The organism is Thermofilum sp., assembly GCF_038871435.1.
Taxonomy (GTDB): domain Archaea; phylum Thermoproteota; class Thermoprotei; order Thermofilales; family Thermofilaceae; genus Thermofilum; species Thermofilum adornatum.
This window is the reverse complement of the sequence record NZ_JAVZIC010000001.1, coordinates 220,495-238,869: the sequence shown is the minus strand read 5'-3', so window position 1 is coordinate 238,869 and position 18,375 is coordinate 220,495. Positions and strand designations below refer to the sequence as shown.

18 protein-coding genes and 2 tRNA genes are annotated in these 18,375 nt (G+C 48.1%); 11 read left to right on the top strand and 9 right to left on the bottom strand.

The window, feature by feature from the left end; translation table 11 throughout:
• The first annotated feature begins 919 nt into the window (after positions 1–919).
• The 4 genes from QXT17_RS01290 to QXT17_RS01275 all read left to right on the top strand — a co-directional run bounded on the left by QXT17_RS01290 (position 920) and on the right by QXT17_RS01275 (position 3,056).
• Positions 920–2,191 carry a hypothetical protein gene (locus QXT17_RS01290; RefSeq protein ID WP_342783678.1) on the top strand — a complete coding sequence of 424 codons (1,272 nt, stop codon included), beginning with the start codon at positions 920–922 and terminating at the stop codon, positions 2,189–2,191.
• Positions 2,192–2,202: 11 nt separating this feature from the next.
• Positions 2,203–2,601: a hypothetical protein gene (locus tag QXT17_RS01285; protein ID WP_342784282.1), complete on the top strand. Its 399-nt coding sequence runs from the start codon at positions 2,203–2,205 to the stop codon at positions 2,599–2,601.
• 3 nt (positions 2,602–2,604) lie between these two features.
• On the top strand, positions 2,605–2,745 hold the full coding sequence (locus QXT17_RS01280; RefSeq protein ID WP_187147071.1) for a hypothetical protein: 141 nt from the start codon (positions 2,605–2,607) through the stop codon (positions 2,743–2,745).
• Between the two features lie 83 nt (positions 2,746–2,828).
• Complete coding sequence (locus tag QXT17_RS01275) at positions 2,829–3,056, top strand: Lrp/AsnC ligand binding domain-containing protein (RefSeq protein WP_020962612.1); 228 nt, start codon at positions 2,829–2,831, stop codon at positions 3,054–3,056.
• 5 nt (positions 3,057–3,061) lie between these two features.
• Here QXT17_RS01275 and QXT17_RS01270 read toward each other — a convergent pair whose 3' ends face one another.
• Entirely contained in the window at positions 3,062–4,207 is a 1,146-nt protein-coding gene (locus tag QXT17_RS01270) for a DNA topoisomerase IV subunit A (RefSeq protein WP_020962613.1), read from the bottom strand.
• Entirely contained in the window at positions 4,200–5,735 is a 1,536-nt protein-coding gene (locus QXT17_RS01265; protein ID WP_020962614.1) for a DNA topoisomerase VI subunit B, read from the bottom strand. The genes QXT17_RS01270 and QXT17_RS01265 overlap by 8 nt, the downstream gene beginning before the upstream one ends.
• Before the next feature lie 414 nt (positions 5,736–6,149).
• On the opposite strand from QXT17_RS01265, the gene QXT17_RS01260 reads away from it, so the two are divergent.
• Both QXT17_RS01260 and QXT17_RS01255 read left to right on the top strand, forming a co-directional pair.
• Positions 6,150–7,979, top strand: coding sequence for a phosphoadenosine phosphosulfate reductase family protein (locus QXT17_RS01260; RefSeq protein WP_020962616.1), 1,830 nt, complete (start codon positions 6,150–6,152; stop codon positions 7,977–7,979).
• A 115-nt stretch (positions 7,980–8,094) separates the two neighbouring features.
• Positions 8,095–8,274: a hypothetical protein gene (locus tag QXT17_RS01255; protein ID WP_020962617.1), complete on the top strand. Its 180-nt coding sequence runs from the start codon at positions 8,095–8,097 to the stop codon at positions 8,272–8,274.
• 62 nt (positions 8,275–8,336) lie between these two features.
• On the opposite strand, the gene QXT17_RS01250 is transcribed toward QXT17_RS01255, so the two are convergent.
• Positions 8,337–8,762 carry a hypothetical protein gene (locus QXT17_RS01250; RefSeq protein WP_020962618.1) on the bottom strand — a complete coding sequence of 142 codons (426 nt, stop codon included), beginning with the start codon at positions 8,760–8,762 and terminating at the stop codon, positions 8,337–8,339.
• Between the two features lie 34 nt (positions 8,763–8,796).
• On the opposite strand from QXT17_RS01250, the gene QXT17_RS01245 reads away from it, so the two are divergent.
• The 3 genes from QXT17_RS01245 to QXT17_RS01235 all read left to right on the top strand — a co-directional run bounded on the left by QXT17_RS01245 (position 8,797) and on the right by QXT17_RS01235 (position 10,243).
• Positions 8,797–9,036: a zinc finger domain-containing protein gene (locus QXT17_RS01245; RefSeq protein WP_405054509.1), complete on the top strand. Its 240-nt coding sequence runs from the start codon at positions 8,797–8,799 to the stop codon at positions 9,034–9,036.
• Positions 9,037–9,136: 100 nt separating this feature from the next.
• Positions 9,137–9,412, top strand: coding sequence for an elongation factor 1-beta (locus QXT17_RS01240; RefSeq protein ID WP_020962619.1), 276 nt, complete (start codon positions 9,137–9,139; stop codon positions 9,410–9,412).
• A gap of 234 nt (positions 9,413–9,646) precedes the next feature.
• Entirely contained in the window at positions 9,647–10,243 is a 597-nt protein-coding gene (locus QXT17_RS01235; RefSeq protein ID WP_020962620.1) for a PRC-barrel domain-containing protein, read from the top strand.
• Positions 10,244–10,245: 2 nt separating this feature from the next.
• On the opposite strand, the gene QXT17_RS01230 is transcribed toward QXT17_RS01235, so the two are convergent.
• Positions 10,246–10,322 (bottom strand) — tRNA-Arg (locus tag QXT17_RS01230).
• 201 nt (positions 10,323–10,523) lie between these two features.
• On the opposite strand from QXT17_RS01230, the gene QXT17_RS01225 reads away from it, so the two are divergent.
• A complete protein-coding gene (locus tag QXT17_RS01225) occupies positions 10,524–12,053 on the top strand; it encodes a hypothetical protein (protein ID WP_020962621.1) in 1,530 nt (509 codons plus the stop codon).
• A 275-nt stretch (positions 12,054–12,328) separates the two neighbouring features.
• Here the strand turns inward: QXT17_RS01225 and QXT17_RS01220 are convergent.
• The 5 genes from QXT17_RS01220 to QXT17_RS01200 all read right to left on the bottom strand — a co-directional run bounded on the left by QXT17_RS01220 (position 12,329) and on the right by QXT17_RS01200 (position 16,740).
• Positions 12,329–12,484 (bottom strand) — tRNA-Pro (locus QXT17_RS01220).
• Between the two features lie 53 nt (positions 12,485–12,537).
• Positions 12,538–13,836 (bottom strand): hypothetical protein, encoded by a 1,299-nt coding sequence (locus QXT17_RS01215; protein WP_342783160.1) that lies wholly within the window; start codon positions 13,834–13,836, stop codon positions 12,538–12,540.
• A gap of 39 nt (positions 13,837–13,875) precedes the next feature.
• Positions 13,876–14,181: a hypothetical protein gene (locus tag QXT17_RS01210; protein ID WP_148682069.1), complete on the bottom strand. Its 306-nt coding sequence runs from the start codon at positions 14,179–14,181 to the stop codon at positions 13,876–13,878.
• Positions 14,182–14,777: 596 nt separating this feature from the next.
• Positions 14,778–15,335 (bottom strand): hypothetical protein, encoded by a 558-nt coding sequence (locus tag QXT17_RS01205; protein WP_052886369.1) that lies wholly within the window; start codon positions 15,333–15,335, stop codon positions 14,778–14,780.
• Between the two features lie 40 nt (positions 15,336–15,375).
• Entirely contained in the window at positions 15,376–16,740 is a 1,365-nt protein-coding gene (locus QXT17_RS01200; protein ID WP_342783162.1) for a hypothetical protein, read from the bottom strand.
• Between the two features lie 470 nt (positions 16,741–17,210).
• On the opposite strand from QXT17_RS01200, the gene QXT17_RS01195 reads away from it, so the two are divergent.
• Positions 17,211–18,305 (top strand): DUF1512 domain-containing protein, encoded by a 1,095-nt coding sequence (locus QXT17_RS01195; protein WP_020962626.1) that lies wholly within the window; start codon positions 17,211–17,213, stop codon positions 18,303–18,305.
• The last annotated feature ends 70 nt before the right edge of the window (positions 18,306–18,375 follow it).

The window sequence follows — 18,375 nt, the reverse complement described above, 5'->3', positions numbered from 1 at the left end:
CTTTGGCTCCAGAGCCTCCCGGGGCTGTAGCTAGCCGAGAAGACCCTTTTCTAGGCAGGGCTTGACGTGTGGCAGGAGGTTTTGCATATGTAAAGTAGAAAATTATATTTTTGGGCTAGTAATAATTATTATTGGCTGGCCGTGTCGAGCCCCACACAGGGTGGGGCGAGGAAGACACGCGTTTGGGGGCTACGCTACAACGGTTCAGCGTAGCCACCTCAAATCAATGAATGAGCTCTGGGGACAAAGGTGACGATGAGCCCGCATTAGGGGTCCCCAGAGGGAGGGGGGAGGATAAACAATAATGCAAGAGTTAACACTACTAGCTGAGCGCATCGAAAATATTTAATTTAATGAGGGAGGTCTCTTAATATATTTCAAATATTTCTAAGGACTCCTTAAATTAAATTGATCAATTACATGACCGCGCGCTAGAAGGGGTGGGTTCCGCAGAGGGCCGAGTAGCCTAAGGCATGCAAGCCCGTCCGCCAGAAAAACGAGTCTTTTTTTGTTCCCGCTCTTCCCCTATCCCACTCCCACCCTTGCAGGGTGGCGCCCCCATAAGAGGGGGTGGTGCGAGGCCCCGCGGGCATGGCTGTGCCTTGCCTGCGTGATGGGCCGGTGAGGGTCGCGGCGTGCCTGGGGCTGTGCCCCGGGGGGCCGCGGCTAGGGGGAGCGGGGAAAGGAGCCAGCCATCGACAGCCACTGATGACCATGAACCGCACGTTCATCTATCGCTTAACATAGGATCCACGACACATGTGAATCCACGGATTCTACGCTTATATGCTACTATTCACTATCTCCCATGATACACAATGAGCCACCCGTCCCGCCGGCCCCTGGGGCCTAGCCGGATCCATGCCTCTTCGCGCCCTAAAGGGGCGCCCCCGGAGCCATGGATCCGGGGTGAGCAGGCATGGAGATGGGGACGGCTAGCCCTTCGGGCTGGCGGACGAGCCAAGGGCTCCTACAAGAACTATATAGTAGAACACAGCTAGCACAAAGTCGGCTGGACAACCTCGTAAGTGAACAGAAGAAGTTCTTCTACAAGACGTCAGAAGCCCTCATACACGAGCTAGGTCTCTCAACAGACAAAGCCAACACGCTACGGGACTTCACAGAAAAACTGATTATGTGTCTAGACAAGGCTTTTCCGCAAGCAGAAGCTAAGCTACAGAAACTATTGAAAGCACTAGAAAATACCAACATCACAATCGAAGTAGAACCACGCGGTAAGAAGACACTACACCTATTTCCATTTGGCGAAGAGTGGTATATTAGTGCACATTTTCAGAAAAAGACATGGATATACAGTATGCCAATACGTGGAATAAGCACGGAAGTAGAGTTCCCAGACATACTCAACGTATCCGACCAAGACCTCTACTATCTACAGGCGGGATGGAGATCAAGTGATGAGGGACACGACAGGCACGCGCGCGCTAGTATGACCACGACCAAAGCATGGCAGTTTTTCGCCTGGGCCGTCACGCGACCCGGCTCGTTATGGGTTTACGTAGACTCCTTAAATCTAAACAAGAAGGGTCCAACCATCCAATGGCTACTTATAAGTAAGAGTTGGGAGCAACAATGGCCTGGAACCGACGGCAAAAAACAGGCAAAGCAGATACAGCACCCTCTTAGTCAGCTAACGTTTTTCCTAGGGGACGGCCTTAAGAAGAAGGGAAGACCTGAATTCTTCGATGGCCGAGAAAAGAGACCAATAACGCGCGAAGAAGCAAAGATAATGCTTGAGTTTGCATATAAGACAGGTATTGGAAAACTGATGGATGTTCTTGAATGTGATAAATGGAAACTGCTGAAGAGCTTTGTAAATCAGAAACAACAATTTCCGATTCATGCAACATTTAATGGATACACCTTTTGGCTAAACTACAACAACAAAAGTCAAAGCCTACGAGCACGGACACAATTAAAAGACCCTAGTGAAGCGGAGAAGCTCCTAGGGCTTCTAGGAGAGATGGGAATACAGGGACGAATATACACAGTTGAAACCCGCTACTACATAGTGGAAATCGCGGGACAAAACTTACTGAAACTAGCAGAAAACTACCAGGAATGGCAAAAAGCACTCAAACGGCTAGCAGAAAAACACGGCCTACAGCCAAAAACACCAATGCTACGCAGGCTACTCGAGCTCGCGGAAAACCCACCCCCAGCGAGCTAATAGTAACAGGTGTGGGCGCGCGCGGCTCGGAAAGGACGGGTCTAGCAGAACTCAAAAACATCTACGAAGAAATACTCAAAACACTAAAAGCAATACGTGCCCGTGGAACAATTAGCGCACTAAGCAACCTGGTCTCTCTTTTCCTCCTCGGCTTCAGCTCAAGCCTAATAACACAGCTACTCTCAACGCTTGCCTCAAGAGACATGCTGGCATCACTAGGAATAATAATAGACCCTGCCCAACTATACACCTGGATAGAGCTCTACCTCATATATGCCTCTATCGTATATACACTTGGCCTAGCCCTACTATCCCTAGGCTCACCATCCTTCTACCCCCTCTGGTTGCCGCTAAGCATACTCACGACACTTGCAGGTCTCATCTCCGGGAAAAAGCTTCTCGGGTGGTAACCAGTGGATAAAACACTATACGGCTTCATAGTTATCCTAGCTCTACTTGTCCTACTATTACTATTCATTGAGACAACTGTCACCCGTGAAGCACCAACCATCTACATTAATTCTACCTGTCACCTCGTAATCGCTAAAGGATAGCTAGCTATAAAATGGGTATATCTTTTACAAAATAAACCGAGAAAGAAATATATATCCACGATTTTTTCTACACTGCGGGAAGAATGGTAAAGGGCTACATCTTAGTCACAACCAAGCCCGGAAAAGAATACGATGTTGCCGAGCAAGTCAAGAAGTTTCCATTCGTGAACGACGTTGACGTCACATATGGCCTATGGGACATAGTTATACGTGTCCAGCCACCTACACTCTCCGAGCTAGACAAAGTCATATCAATGATAAGGAGTCTAAAAGAAGTAGAGCAGACAGTTACCCTTGTCTCACACGAGTAGCCTAACTAGATTATCCACTCCTTGTTCGCTATTTTCTCGGGTATATAGACGTTGCTGAGGAACTTGAAGCCGTGGCCCGAAAGAGCCTCTATCTCTATCTTTTCGCCGCGCTCTATGAAGAGCTGAAGCTCCTCCATCCAGCGTTTTGACTCCTTGAACCACGGGTAGTTCATCAGCTCCTTTGCACGCTTTATGTCGCGCTCAGTCGCCTTGATAATATAGTTCTTCGGTATCTTGTAGCGCTCAATGTCAGACGTAGAGACGCCTAGAAACCTAGCCTCAGGCGTAGCAAGCCTCTCACTCTCGTAGCTCAAAGAGATAGACCCGCTCCTATAAACGCTGTAAATATAGTACCCATAGCTGTCAGCGTCCGTCAATATATACACCGGCAAGTCAAACTCCTCCCAAAGTCGACGAACCATTCTCCTAGTGCTGCGGTCAGGCTGGCCCTTACCCGTCACCAGTATACATTTGTTCTTCTTCCAGAATTCTTCCTCGTTCAATCTCTCGAATATAGCGCCCTTTTCCACAACTAGGACATAGTCAGCTTCTACCTTTGTAATTTCTAGCTGGTCAACGTTGCTGGGTATTCCCCAGGCACCGCTACCCATTCTTGAGAGGTCGATCTCTGTCCCCTTACTCCTTATGATCATGTTTCCGACTATACGTCCCTTTGCGTCATGCATGATTCCCATATGTTCCCTTAGAAGTCCCGTTGCGACCTCTATGTCCTGGATTACGGCGTTGGATTCCCGTTGGTCGTCCCACGTTTCCTCGCTGACCTTCTTTCCGTATTCATTTACATAGTAGATTGTGTGCTTGCCAGTGTAATATAGATCTCTGATTGTTGGGTAGTCGTTTTCTCTGCGAGCCCTGACAATGAGGGAGAGCATGAGGATCGTCTGCATGAAGCGTTTAGACTCCCCAATGTCGAAGAACTCTCTTTTTGCAGTCTTTGGTCCGAGGACGAGGAGTTTCCTCTTCTTGTCCCAAATTGTATTAGCGAGGGTTCTGACGGGTATGTCAAGGTAGGGCGGCTTGCCGGACTGTATCTGGTCGTAGATGGACTTGGCGAGCTGTTCCAGCCTTGCTAGGACTTCCTCTGAACTGGGAGAGATGGGTTTGCCGGCTTGTTGAGTATTCTTAGGCATTCACCGTCACCTCTTTTTTCTCGAGCTCTTTCTTAAGTAGTTCCTCTAGAAGCGAGGAAATACTGTTTGGGTCCATGTTTAGGACATAGGCAAGGGATGACGAAACCTCCCCCATGTATTTCCTGATCGTTACCTCTTTCCTCTTGACCTCGTACATTTTTTCCAGCTTTGATAGGTATATGCGTAGCCTCCTCGCAACGTCTCTAATAGCTATTTCTAGTTCGTGTTCAAGCTCGGGCACGTCTGCGATGGCCTCCTTGCCGACTCCCTTAAATGGTATCTTCGTGGAGCAGACATGTGTGACGACTGCCACTGGGGCTGGGAATTTTATCTTATAGATGCTCCAGTCTATTGAGTCGACGATTTTTCGCGATACGTCTACGCCTTCGTCGTATAGGAGGGGCATCTTATTGGCGAATCTAAGCAGGAGCACGTTGTCTTGGGGCGGTATCTCGCCGCCATACGCTATCGCTGCCTCAACGATAAACGCGTGTCCACCATATGAAGATGGAGGCCTAATCACTGCTGTTGCGAATTCGGGCTTCAGTATGCTTTTTACTCCCTTTTTGAGGAGTTCGGGTCCCAGGGGCGAAAGGGTAAGTGGTCTCGGCCTGCGCCACTTGGGGAAGTTTTTCATGGCTGTTGCCAGTTTCTCGAGATCTGCAAGTTTTAGCTCCTTGACCTTTGTGTCAGGCTGGAATCCAGCCCATGTGAGGAATTCTTGGGCTATTTTTTCGCCAACTCCCTCAAAGTATTTTTCCAGGAATCCCGCCAGCGTCATGTCATTGTTGTTTGACCGTCTAATCAGGTCTTTTAGTATCTCGATGTCGACTCCTTTCGGGTGGTATTTGCCTATTTGTGGCGGCTCGGGCAGCTCTTTAGAGACTCTCTCGAAGAGAAGTTCACCGTCTGGAGAGCGGTACCGTATAGTGGCGTATGGAGAGATGAGGGCTGTACGCCTAATATAGTCCTCTATTCTTTTCTTTGACTGTAGCCATGCCCCCTCGAGGGTCAGCCTAACTATGGTCCCGTGCCAGTTCTTGTTTTTCTTCTTTATTCTCATCTTCTGGACATGTGGAATATTCCTGCTGATATCTATGTATAGCAAGTATTCTCCAACAACGTCCGAGTCCCTCGTCGAGCTTTTGACATATATTGGTTTGCCCGTAGTCATCTGTGCATAGAGTACAGCCATTTTCACGCCTAGCCCAAACACGCCACGCGTCTGTCTGACAACGTACTTGGATCCATAAAAGACCCTACCAAAGACATTCGGTATCTCGTGCGCTGGAATGCCGATACCGTTGTCGGCGACCCTAAGTGTTACCCATTCTGGTCTGTCTTCGTGAAGCCGAACCTCAACATCTATATATGGCAAGATGCCGTGGGTCTCGGTTGCATCTAGCGAGTTCTCGACTAGCTCTCGGACGGTTTGGTAGAGAGCCCTAGAGGGATTAGAAAAGCCGGCTATCTCCTTGTTTCTGTGGAAAAATTCTGCCGGGGAGAGTCCTCTATATTTTTCGCTCATATATAGCCACCCCTCCTTTACATGCGGGGACGTATATGAGGATACTTGTAGCCTGCATTGCCATATTTAACCATTTAACAAAATAAAATAAACAAATAAATCTAAGTTCTAATTTTTTTAGGTTTAAAACAAAAAGTAAATCATTTTACAAACATCTACCAGGATTCTTTAAATAATATCTATTTTTTGTGTTTAAAGCCGCTCCAATGTGCTACAGAATTATTCTAGCAGGGTAGACACGGTACTTGACTTTCTTTTTGCTTTGCCGCCTCTTGTTAAACACGTATATAGATGCTGTTGCCGATAGGGCAACAATACCCTCCACGATCATATTACGGGCGTAATACTTTTATCATATTTCCTTTTAAAACAAACCTTTAAAATACAAGGGGCAATTACTGGCTAGAAGCCGAATTGACTGGCAGAAGCAAGTTTGAAGTCCTAAAGACTCATAGCGCTAGGCTTTGGTGGAGCCTTGAGAACAATTCCCCCTTTATCTCCAAGCCCTCAAGCGGCATGTTTACTGAGGTAAGACTAACCCCGCCTGGAGACGCTAGGCCTCTTGTAGGCTACTACTACAAGTTTGTATGGGAAATAATAGAGGGGTACTTTTACCCGTCAAAGCCTCCGCTACCCAAAAGGAAAACTATACTTCTTAACAAGGTCCCCTACCCAGACTACGCAGAAGAAGTGATACTTGACGGACAAGTTGTGGGTCACATTTTCTATGACCTGAAGCAAAGGAGGTTCAGGTTTAAGCCTCTCTATTTTCTCGTTGAAGAATCGGTCAAGAACAGACACGGCTACTATGCGGTTGTCGACCTCCCAAGGCTCTCGCGAGGCTTCACCATCAAGGAAGATTCTATTCTTTCATCTAATCTTCCGGCATCAGACAGGGACGAGTACATAATGCTTGGTACAGCGAACGGGAGATACTATGGCATAGGCGTGAGGGTGAGATCCAACAGGATCTACACCCTGAAAAGCTGGCTTGCAAAGCCGTCTTCTTGGCTCGACAAAGACCCATCTATGCTTGAGGTAGTCAAATTCAATGAAGCGGCTCTTAGAGAGAAAGAAGAAGAAGCAATAAGGTTTATCAGGAGCCTAAAGGAGAAGTACAACCTTCCAGTCTTTGTGTCCCTTTCAGGCGGGAAAGACAGCCTAGTCACGTTGCACCTTACAGTTAAAGCCCTCGGCCAAGAGAACGTGACAGCTATCTTCAACAATACGGGTCTAGAATTCGATGAAACAGTCGAATTTGCAAGAAAAGTTGCCGAGCACTATGGCGTCGATTTCATCGAGGTCGATGCGGGCGACAATTTCTGGAGAGGGCTAGAAATAATGGGTCCACCGGCCCGCGACTACCGGTGGTGCTGTAAGGTAACAAAGTTCTCGGTTCTAGCCAGGACGCTCAAGTCAGCCTTTCCAGGGGGAGCAATAAGCTTGGTTGGGCAGAGAAAATATGAGTCAAGTGCCAGGGCCATGTCGCCGCGGATATGGAGAAATGAATGGCTTCCCAGCATAATTGCCGCAAGCCCGATACAGGACTGGACTGCTCTAGACATCTGGCTTTACATTTTTCTCGAAAAGCTTCCCGTAAACAAGCTTTACTACGTGGGCTTTGACAGGCTAGGCTGTTGGCTGTGCCCCGCAACAGAGCTTGGAGAAATAGAAATAGCAAAAAAGGCCAAGCCAGAGCTTTACAGGAAATGGGAAAACTATCTCAAGTCCTATGCAGAAAAACATGGTCTACCAAGCGAATGGGTCGATTGTGGTCTCTGGAGGTGGATACAGCCGCCAAAAGACATATTGAAAGAATGTCCAGCCAGCTACAAGGATCAGCGCGGTGCACAGTACCAAGTAAGCAAGAAAGAAGACAAGTTAGAATTTATACTCCTAGCTAGACCTACAACGAAACTCGTCCCAGAAAAACTTCTCAACTTGTCCATCTCGAGCCCCACAATAAAGCTAAAGAAAGTCCAAGTCGAAGACAACAAGCTGGTCATTGAGCCAGAGCGTGTGCTTACTCCTAGGGACATGGAGACGCTAGAAAGGGTCTTCATGAGGGCCTATTACTGTGCTGGTTGCCTAGAATGTGCATCGAACTGCCCAGTTGGAGCCATCAGTATCGATGAAAAGAATGGCGGGGTAAAGATAAATAGTGATGCATGTAAACAGTGTTATCTTTGTAATCTCAAGTGCCCGGTCGCTGAATATACGTTGAAGACGCGCGGACAAAGCTAGGGGATAGCTGAAGCCTTAACCCCGTCATTATTTCTCATGGGAGGTGTTTTATGCGTGGGAAAATGTTTATAAACATCGTATTTCACAAAGACAAAAGGCCTTGAGGTGAATCCATTTGGCATACATACCCAAAACAATGGTGCTAGGGAGATGTGTCAGGTGCGGCAAGAAGATCTACAAAGGAGACGAGTATTACTACTGCCAGAACTGCGGAATAAGCTACTGCCCGGACTGCACTAGAAAGCTCCAGGGAAAATGTGCAGTGTGCGGGAAGCCACTAGTGAAAAAGCCATAAGGGAACGTATTCTTCTAAGGTTCTTCTTCAATAATATCAAACAAAACCTGCTATGTGACTAGCTACATTTTGAAAAGGGAGTATCCTTTAGACTTTTGCCCCTCAATCTTTCGAACAAAGATCCCCATGACCACCATTTTCCCACTGTTACATTTTGGGCAGACTCCCTTTTCTTGGAATAAAGCATCGCCCTCAGCATAGTTTCTCTCTTCCTCATAGCCACAGGTGTCGCATTTTAGGAGAGTGATGAGCTGTGTCGAGGCGGGCCTGATCTTTAATAGTCTTCCAAGAGACCAAGAAATATACGCTACGAGCATGGCTACTAGCAAGGCGCCAGACATATACTGGTCGTAGTTTGTCGAGAAATAGAGGTATAGTAGGGCTACGAGAATAACTATAGAAGCAACAAGGGCAACCACGTAGATTGGTAGCCATTTCTTTTTCAGATTAACTATTGTCTCATCAACGCTAGACGTGTGTATCCCCACTCCACTTGCAAGGGTTCACCTAATTAGTTTTTCTATGCTCACCGCGCGCGAAAAGTTTATTAAAAAAGATAAACGAAAAGCAAAAGGCGTCAATATGGCTACCACGATAGCTCTACCCAAATGTACATCTTGCGGGAGGCCAATAGCACCATCCATGAGGGCCACAAGCTTCCGTTGCCCTAACTGTGGAGAGGCCGTAATATGGAGATGCGAAAAATGCAGAAAACAGGGCAACAGATACGTTTGTCCAAAATGTGGCTTTGAAGGACCATAAACCATTCTCCACGAATATTTTTTCTACGTTAGATGTTTAGAGAAAAAACTCTCCAAGCGAAAATATTATTACCCACCAATCTCACCACATCACGGTCAATATGGCCCGAGTAGCAGTATTAATAAGAGTGCTACCAGAAGACGCAGAACTGAAACCCGAAGAGCTAAAAAACAGAATAGCCGAAAAGCTACCGCAAAAATACCAAATAGCCCAATACCAGGCCGAACCCATAGCATTCGGCCTCGAGGCACTACGCATGGTAATCTTCATGCCAGAAGAAACCGAGGGAGGCACAGAGGAACTCGAAACAATAATACAGTCAGTGCCAGGGGTAAGCCAACTAGACGTCCTAAACGTAACCAGACTACAAGAATAAAGTTTCCCGGTTTTTATGGGTCATACAAATGCCTTCTCCTCACCCCTCAGAGCAACTCTGAACAATCATCCCCATATTTACACTCTATTTACTACTTTTAAACGCTTATTTTCCCTCCTCGATACAGAATTTTCCGTATGACAAAAATAATACAAAGACTTTTCATTCGACAAACCCCAACATAAACAAACATACCCTTGATAAAAACCCACAAAGCAAAAATAAACGAAGTATATGAGAGGGCTACTTCTAAGCGAAATAAACGACAAGAAAATCCTCGAAAAAGTAGTAGGAAAACAACTCTACAACAGGAAAGGGGAAAACATAGGCATAATTTGGAAAATCTACATCTCCAAAAAAGACAAGCACCCACTCAAAGTTGTCATAAAGACGCATGGAAACCAAAAAATAACAACGTCCCCCGAGAGGATCAGGATCGAAAAGGGAAAAATATATCTACTAGACCAGACACACGAAGCGGCACGCGCCATAATAGACAGGCTATCAGAAATAGTAGCCGAACTCAGGAACCTGCGAGACACACTCCTCCTCCTCGACGAAAAATACATCTCCAGCGAAATCACGCCAGAAGAATACCAGTCAAAGCGGGGCAACATAGAAAGAAAAAGACTCCAGCTACGTATAGAAGCAACCACACTCCTAGAAACACTAAACCACCTCATCGAGCAAGACAACTTCCTAGACAAAGAAGAAGAAACAAAAATCTACGAAATCATCGACGCATTAACACTAACATTCCCCACAATACACCTAAAAGAACTAGAAAAAATATTCACAAACAAAACACAAGCTACACAAATAGAAACCTAGCATGGCGGGCCCGCCGGGACTTGAACCCGGGACCAACGGCTCCGCAGGCCGCCACGCTTCCTAGCTACGCCACGGGCCCAACGAATCAAAAGAACTTTGCCTGTGTTTAAATTTTTTGGGGTGGGTCTTCCGCGGGGTCAAGTAGCCTTAAAGCTGTTTATTGCATTTTTGTGTTGCTTTTTCGACTGCCCTGTGACATTCTGGGCAGTTTTTCTAAGAATCTTAGTGTGTACTTTTACCGATATATATATATATATGGGTTTGCTGATTATATATTTGTATGGAGAGGGGGAATTGGGTACGGTTGGCTGTGGTCTTGTTTTTGGCTTTGCTTTGTGTGGCTGTGGCTTCTGTTGCATATATAAGTGTGTCGACTGTTAGGGAGGAAATATCTCGGGGGCTTGTTGTCTATTATAGGCCTAGTCTCCCGTTTACCTCTCCATATATGTTTGTAGGCTTCGTGAATGAGTCTGGACGCGGGCTGGACGTCTGTGTCAATGTTTATGGATTGATGCCTAACGGCAGCGTGGGTTTTCTCGGCTATACTTGTGGCAGGGGCGGTGTAAGCCTGGACTATGGCTCCGTTAAGAGCTATGCCTCGTTGTGGCGGCGCGCGCTGGCGGCCAGGGGCAACAACCCGGACAACGTTGAGCCAGGCCTTATACTGCTGGGCACAGCCCTCGACTCGGAGGCCGCATACCCATTCATAAAAGGCATACCCGTAGACACGGGCCTAGTACAGAGGGGCTACACAGTCACCACAGAGATAAAGCTAAACACGAGGAACATGCCGAAAATATCCAAAACACAGATACAGCAAATAGTAACGCAGGCAAAGCAAAATACAGCGAGCGAGCAGGGTTCTACCGTAGCTACACAGCAATGGCCTCCAGGCGGTATTACTGATTACTGTTGGAGTTTTTCTGATGGAAGCAGGGGATGTTTCGAGTGGAGACTAGACAAGGTTATATATTCTTCGACAAACAGAGGGATACCCCTCGCAATGGCATACGTTACAGGAAACCTCGCAAAGCTGGGAAGTGTTTTCTTAAAGGAGAAAGTTGTTGCCCAAACCAGCATTGGCTTATATGTGAACTTTGCTGCTGGCGCAGAGCTAGAAGTAAAAAGTGGCGCGACAATTTCACACGTCTTTAGTAGCGACGTCTATACCTTCACCCTTGGGGGCAATAATGTATATCTAGACTATTCTAATCTTATTTATCCTGAGCAGTTTAGCAATTTACCATTTATAACTGCTATTGGTTTCTGGGGCAACTATAGTATAAGCAGGTACAAGGAATACTACTGTATTTATTACTTATTTTTCGCTCAATGCTATCCTACAGGCAATAATGCCACAATGGCGCTTGCTGTTCCAGTGCTAAGCAACAATAAGATGCTTAGCTGGAGCTATACAGATACATACCCATATGACGGATTCGGCTTAGACCCAGTCTTTAACGTGGTAGCCAATAGTTGGACTCCCACCGGCTATAGGACAAGTACGTCTTATCTAGATTTTGACTCCTACGACATAGTGCGTGAGACAGGGGGCATAGACCTTCTCTCGGCATCCATACCATTATTAGTACAAGCCCCTGTTTCAACCAGTATTTCAGCCTCAGTAGGCCTCTCCACTCAGACAAGCTCTTTTACGATGACTGATGTTTTATTACAACTGAAGTACCAATATACCGATGGTAGCACTACGCTAAACGGCTACTACTACAAGACGCCTGTCAAGTACGAGTGGAATAACAACTACTACTATATACCTGCAAGCTATGTACGTGCGACGGTAGGTCCCTAAAGAGGCTAAAGAAGAAATACACAGTAAATGAGACTTTTTCTAAATCTGCTGGCTCAACAAAATAGAAGATAAATCTTCCTGGAATATTAAATTTCTAAGCGGAGTCTAGAAGAGATAGAGGCTGTGAGATCATTTAATCTTCCAAAAATGTTTCTAAACATGAATGTCTGCAGATGGCTTAGCTGGATCATAAGCACAGCAACAATACCGCTCCAGGAATGTTGCGGCAACCGTGAACCTCGGAAAAGTGTGCAACAGCTAAACAAAACACAAAATGGTGGGGCCGCCGGGATTTGAACCCGGGACCTTGCCGCACGGGCACAAGCCCGTGAACCAGCGCTCCAGTGCCGTTTACGGGGTACACCCCCAGGCTGGCATCCTTCCAAGCTAGACTACGGCCATCTTTACAGGGTTTTCGGTACCCCTGCTCCAAAGGCCTTTGCGCCTCTTGATTGCGCAACGGCCCCGAAAAGAATGAAACCTGTCAAGATATTAAATTTTTTGTGGGGAGGGGTGGGTTTTCCGCGAGCTCGAGTAGCCTGCGTAGGAGTGGGGTCTTTGGCTGTATGTTGTGTTTTTGTGCCAGCTCTTTGAGTGCTGGTCGTAGCTCTGGATAGAGTTGGGCGGCTCTAGCTATGTTTGTTCCGTTGAGCTGTACGACGTAATAATTTTTCCCCGTTTTTGGGTCGTACCAAGTGTATGTTTTTGCTTGGACACCTTGTTGTAGTAATGCTTGTATTAGTCTTTGTGCTTCTTCCAAGCTTTTTAGCACTGTGCGCGCCAATAGTTGCTGTGCTCTTGCGGAGTAACTTAGCCAGAAGGTGTGGCCTAGAAGGGTTGCATAGACAGGGTCTCTTGTTGGTTGAAGTTTCTTTAGTATTTGCCACTTTTCGCTGTCTAGCAAGTCTAGCAATATACCATAGTTTGTCTGGTATGCGACTTGCAGGATTTGCTGTGCTAGGTGTTTCGGCTCGTATTTTTCATCGTTTTGAATCGCAAATCTAAGTACTTCAGGATGTTTCTCGCCGTCTCCTAAATACCACGTCAACATGCCTAAGGGATGTTGCTCTGCTATCTTTTGTGCCAGTTTTTTGCCCTCACGCTTGGGCCATTGTTGATTCCAGCTTTTGCTTGTTATGGTCCAAGCGAAGGTTGGCTCAGTCATGTTTAGGTTTAATGCACTGAGATATATCCGTAGATAGCCGTAGCGCACGGCTGCCCATGCAAGTGCTTGCCATGGCTGTGTCGTCCCCATCCGGGGTTTGTTCTGGTCGCAACTTTCATCGCTAGCCCTCCATCCTGCCTGTAGATAGTAGAGGTCTTGGTCGGACACGTTGAGTATGTCTGGGAACTCGGCGTCGGCGCTTACCCTGTAGATTGGTAGGCTTATTAGCCATGTTTCTCGGAAATGTGCACTGACGTACCATTTTTCCCCTTCCGGCGTGATGTGTAGTGTCTTTTTGGCACGTGGTCCCAGCTCGACTTTGACGTTATTGCTTTCTAGGGCTGTCAATAGTTTCTGTAGCTTTGTTTCTGTTTGCTGGTATGCCTTGTCCAGCAGGTTGACGGCTTTCTCCGCGAAGTCCCGTAGCATGTCTGCCTTGTCTGCTGGGAGGTCTAATACGTCAATTATAGCCTCTGTCGACACGTAGAAGTACTTTTTCTGCCCGTCTACTAGGCTAGGTAGTTCCCTGTTTGCCAGCTGTGCTCTGGTGTATAGTTCTGCTAGTAGGTCGGTGGGGCCCGTCCGCCAGCCCTCGGGGCTAGCCGTCCCCATGTCCATAGCCTCTCACCCCGGATCCTTGGTTCCGGGGGCGCCCTGTTAGGGCGCGGAGGCATGGAGACGGCTAGGTCCCAGGGGCCGGCGGTACAGGCTATCCTTTGGGCATTGGGGGAGGCAGTGAAGAGTTGTGTATAAGCGTAGAATCCGTGGATTCACATGTGTCGTGGATCCTTTGTTAAGTGATGTATGGTTGTGTGGTTCATGGTCATCAGTGGCTGTTGTTGGCTGGCCCCTTTTCCCGCTCCCCCTAGCCGCGGCCCAGGCCTTCACATTTCCAGCCCAAGCCGCGACCCTCATCGCCCAAAGACCTGCCTCACAGCTCTGCAAAGCCCTAGGGCCTCGCACCACCCCCTCTTAGGGGGCGCCACCCGTCTAGGGTGGGGGATGGATTCGGGAAAGAGCGGGAGAAAGGGAACGAAAAAAAGACTTGTTTTTCTGGCAGACGGGCACGCAGTCTATAGGCTACTCGGCCCTCTGCGGGTCCCACCCTTCCTCACCCTCCCTCCGTGACCTATGTCTGGGCTCATCGTCATCGATCGGTCACGGAGTTCATCATAGTATAATGTAATGGGGTCGTTAAAAAACATTACTATGCTAGCGGAAAATACATAAATGTCGTTTATCTTTGAAACGTAAAGTCATCAAATTTTTTCGTTGAATTGTATAAACGAAACTTAGTCTGAAAACAGCGAAGCCTTGTAGATGGGAGAACCCTTTATGGGCATGCCAATAGTTAAGGCTAGTTAAGTCACGTTTCATGGAGAACTAGGTGACCCCTTCTACTGCTTTTTTTCACAGCACAACTGTTAGCATGACGTACGCGATGTTGAGCTGTGGGGGCTAGTGTACCTGTATATGGGTGTTGCGGAAGTCTTATGGGTGCGCGCCTAGTTTGCTTCATTAACCATGGTTAGGAGGGGATCCATAGATAATTAACTCGCCTAGCAGCCGCCCCCCACTGTAGCATAGCCACTGGTGAGGGCTGGATTGGCCGAGCCGCTGGCCGATATGCTGAACTCTACGCGTACCTTGGCCGGGTAGTCGCCGCTACTGGGCAACGTCCAACTGTAATATTTGCGATACTCGACATCTTTGGTTGGCACATAGACCTGGAAATTAGAGGGGGCCTCTGAATAAGTGCTACCCGTCACGGTGTCGAGTACTCGCCAGGCGCCGAGGCCGGTGGAGGGGTTGATGTAGAGCACCTTGACCGTGATGGTGTAGTCCACGTTATCTATATACACTGAGACAGAGCCGTTCGCTTTCCAAGCCGGGGCGCCGGTTGCAGGCGCGACCTTGGCCTCGATGACGGCGCCGTAGCCGCCGTCGAGCTCGCCGCCGTCGCTTTTGCTGGCGCTAATGGAAAAATACCAGCCATTTTGTGAGGAGTAAACAGGTTGGTATTGTTCTGCTGTAAACGGCCAGGCCACGACTGCTCGCTGAGCAACCAGAAAGAGGAGTAGGAGTAGGAGGACTGCTAGGAGCCTGGTTTGCTTCATCGGTGATGGTTGGGAGCGGGGCCATAAATAATTATCTCGCCTAGCCTTCGACCTCCACCTGGATACGGACAATGGAGCCGTCACCGCTCACTACGATGAGGCGGCCCAGGTACTGCTGGTTTCCCTGGCCATAGTTCCATGGGCCCTGTGAGTAGTCTTGGCTGGGCGCAATCTTAGCGTCGCAGTAGTAGGAGAGGACGCGGGCAGAGGGCGGGTTCCTGACTACCTCGAACTCCGCGGTGAGTTTGGTGCATGCCCCGCGCTGGGCGCCGACACTTGCATAAACCCCGTCGTATATATTGCCGTCTTTGTTGTATGGGAACATTATTACAGCGCCTAGACTAAAGCTGGCCTCTACCCTGACCCTTGCCTTGATCCAGTTTGGTGGCAGGATGATGTTGACGGTGTAGACATAGTATTTGTCGGGCTCGGCGACTATCGTGTTGCCCTCCACGTAGGCCTTGCCGTAGAGCGGGGTGACATATGTGTCTTTTCCGAGGCTGTAGTAGGGGTGGTAGTAGACCCTGATGGTCTTCTCTGCCTCCTCGACGTGTATTGGTGTATGATCCGTGGCGAAGGTGACCCAGGTGAGCACGCCCCTTATGTAGTCCTGCGCCTGGAACTCTGGGCTCCCCCACGCGAACGTGTCGTTTACCTTGACGAGTGGGGGCGCCTGGATGGTCACAGTGAAGGGCCTAGCCCTCTGGATCTTGGCTGGCAGCGTGACTTCTTGGCCGTCCACGAGGACCTTGACGCCGGGCGCGTTCGTCTCGATGAGGAGGACGTGGGTCTCGACCTTGTATACCGCGACGACGCTTAGGTTGCCCTGGACGCGGAGCTTCGTCTCCGTCCCTGGCATGGGGCTATCATTAATAATGAATCCGGACGGCGTGAAGCTGTGGGTCTCATTCGACCCGGGGAGCAGTGCCAGCCTGACTGTTGTGCCACAGGGAACCTCTGCCTCGAAGGGTAGCTTTGCGACGCTACCGTTCACTGCTAGGAGGCCCCAGCTAGCGTTGGACACAACAGAAAGCCTGTAGCTGAACCGCTTGTATACCGCTTTGATAGTGGTGTTGCCTTTTATGGTTAGGCTCAGCATTTCACCCTCGAGCCTCGTGCCGTTCACGAGCCAGTGGTCAAAGACGTGGCACTCTCCAGGCTTGGCTTCTAGCTTGAGCGTGAACGGCCCAGTGGAGCTCCATGTAGCAGTCTCTGTGCCGTTTACTATGACTCTTCCACCCTGGCCCGCCTCAATCCTTGCCGTAAACAGCGAGGGCTTTGGCTGTGAAAAGTTCTGTGCTAGCTGTGCCAGGCCCGGCAACTTGGGCTGGAGCACAAAGAAAAAGAGCGCCGATGCCAGAGCTCCAACGATTACTAGTGTAGCTAGAAGGATTTTCCACTGCATGTATAAAACGGCTTTCTGGCGAGCACAAAAAGTTAGCGTTACGAGATGTATCGATACTCCTCTCATAGAATGTGTAGCCTAGGAGAGCTAAGGCTAAGAGAAGGGCAATGGTTATCACAAGGAACATGTTGGGCTCCTGATTTTGGCTTATGTTTTGTTTTTTGGGCTGTGATGTTTTTGTATCAATTTTTAAGGTTTCTGCGTGATTCTGGGCATTCTTTAAACTATCATTCAATGTTTTACTACTAAGAAGAAAATAAGATAATATGTTAGTTGCCTTGCGTAGGGTGTATGTCATTGGTTGGACTACCTTGTGGCGAGAAAAAGATTCTTAGTTTGGTCTTTGTACATTTCCATAATTTTTAGAGCTACGAGTTTTATGGCGTCCTGTGTTTTTCGGGTGGGTTGTGTGGTGGATGTGTGCTAAAATTATATAAGGTGTGGTTTTAGGTGATTTGGGTTGATGGGTGATGGATGGTAGCTCGTTTGACTTGGTGCTTTGGCTGATAATATTGACTTTGTTTTCTTACTTGTCGCAGGAGATGCAGATTCTTAGAGCTATAAGTGAGATTGAGACCTACATAGCGTTTTTTAAGAGTACTAGGGATAAGGCTGTGAATGTCCTTGTTTCGCAGTTTAAGAGGTATAGTGGTGATGGCTCGAAGGAGTTTGAGGCGCAACTTGAGAGGAGGCTGTCCTCGCTTATAGAGACCTATATTATTTTTCCGGTAGACCTGGATCCGTTTGGTATCGTGAAGAAGATAAAGCATGTATTGAGGACTGGCGAGGAGAGGATCGAGAAGGAGGTTGCTGCTTTAGCCAGGAATGCGTCTCCGGCGGATGTTCAGAACCTGGCTAATCTCGTGGAGGTTGCTAGGGAGTTGAACATAATTTACAAGCTTGTTAATCACTATTACCTGATAGCTAGGAAGTTTAAGAGTCTATGGCTTATTCTCCAGCTGAATGCACAGATGCCCTTTGTGCTCGAGGAGGTGAAGGCTGTAGAGGGCGCCTTGGAGTCCTTTTCGAAGGGTTTGCCTATAGGCGACTCTGCTGGCCCCTTTGTGGCGTCGCTTCTTGTTAGGCGGTACAAGGGGACATATATCGAGCCCGTTAAGGACACATATGTGTCAAAGATTAATGTAGAGAACAGGAATGTCTACGTGGTGAGGGCTAAGGGTCCAGGAGGCACCACTGGCAGACTTGAAGAAGCAGTTGCCTGGGTTCTGTCGCGGGAAAAAGCCTCCTTAATGATCTCTATTGACGCCGCGTTGAAGTATGAGGGCGAGGAGTCCGGCTTAGTTGCCCACGGCTTTGGTATAGCTATGGGCGGCGTTGGTGTGGAGAGGTTTGAGATTGAAGAGTTGGCGGCGAAGCATGGTATACCCACCTATGCTGTCCTGATAAAGATGTCTGAAGCAGAAGCTCTTTCAACAATGACAGAGAAGGTTTACAGGGGAACCTTGCAGGCAGTTGACATAGTTACCGATCTTATTAGACAATACCCTGAGAATTCAACGATTATAGTGCTTGGGGTTGGCAACACTTTGGGCGTGCCCGCATAGAAGAATAGGCTTTTGTTTTCTGTTTCCTTATTTTTATGACGGTGGAATATCGTAAGAAATATAAGTTTTT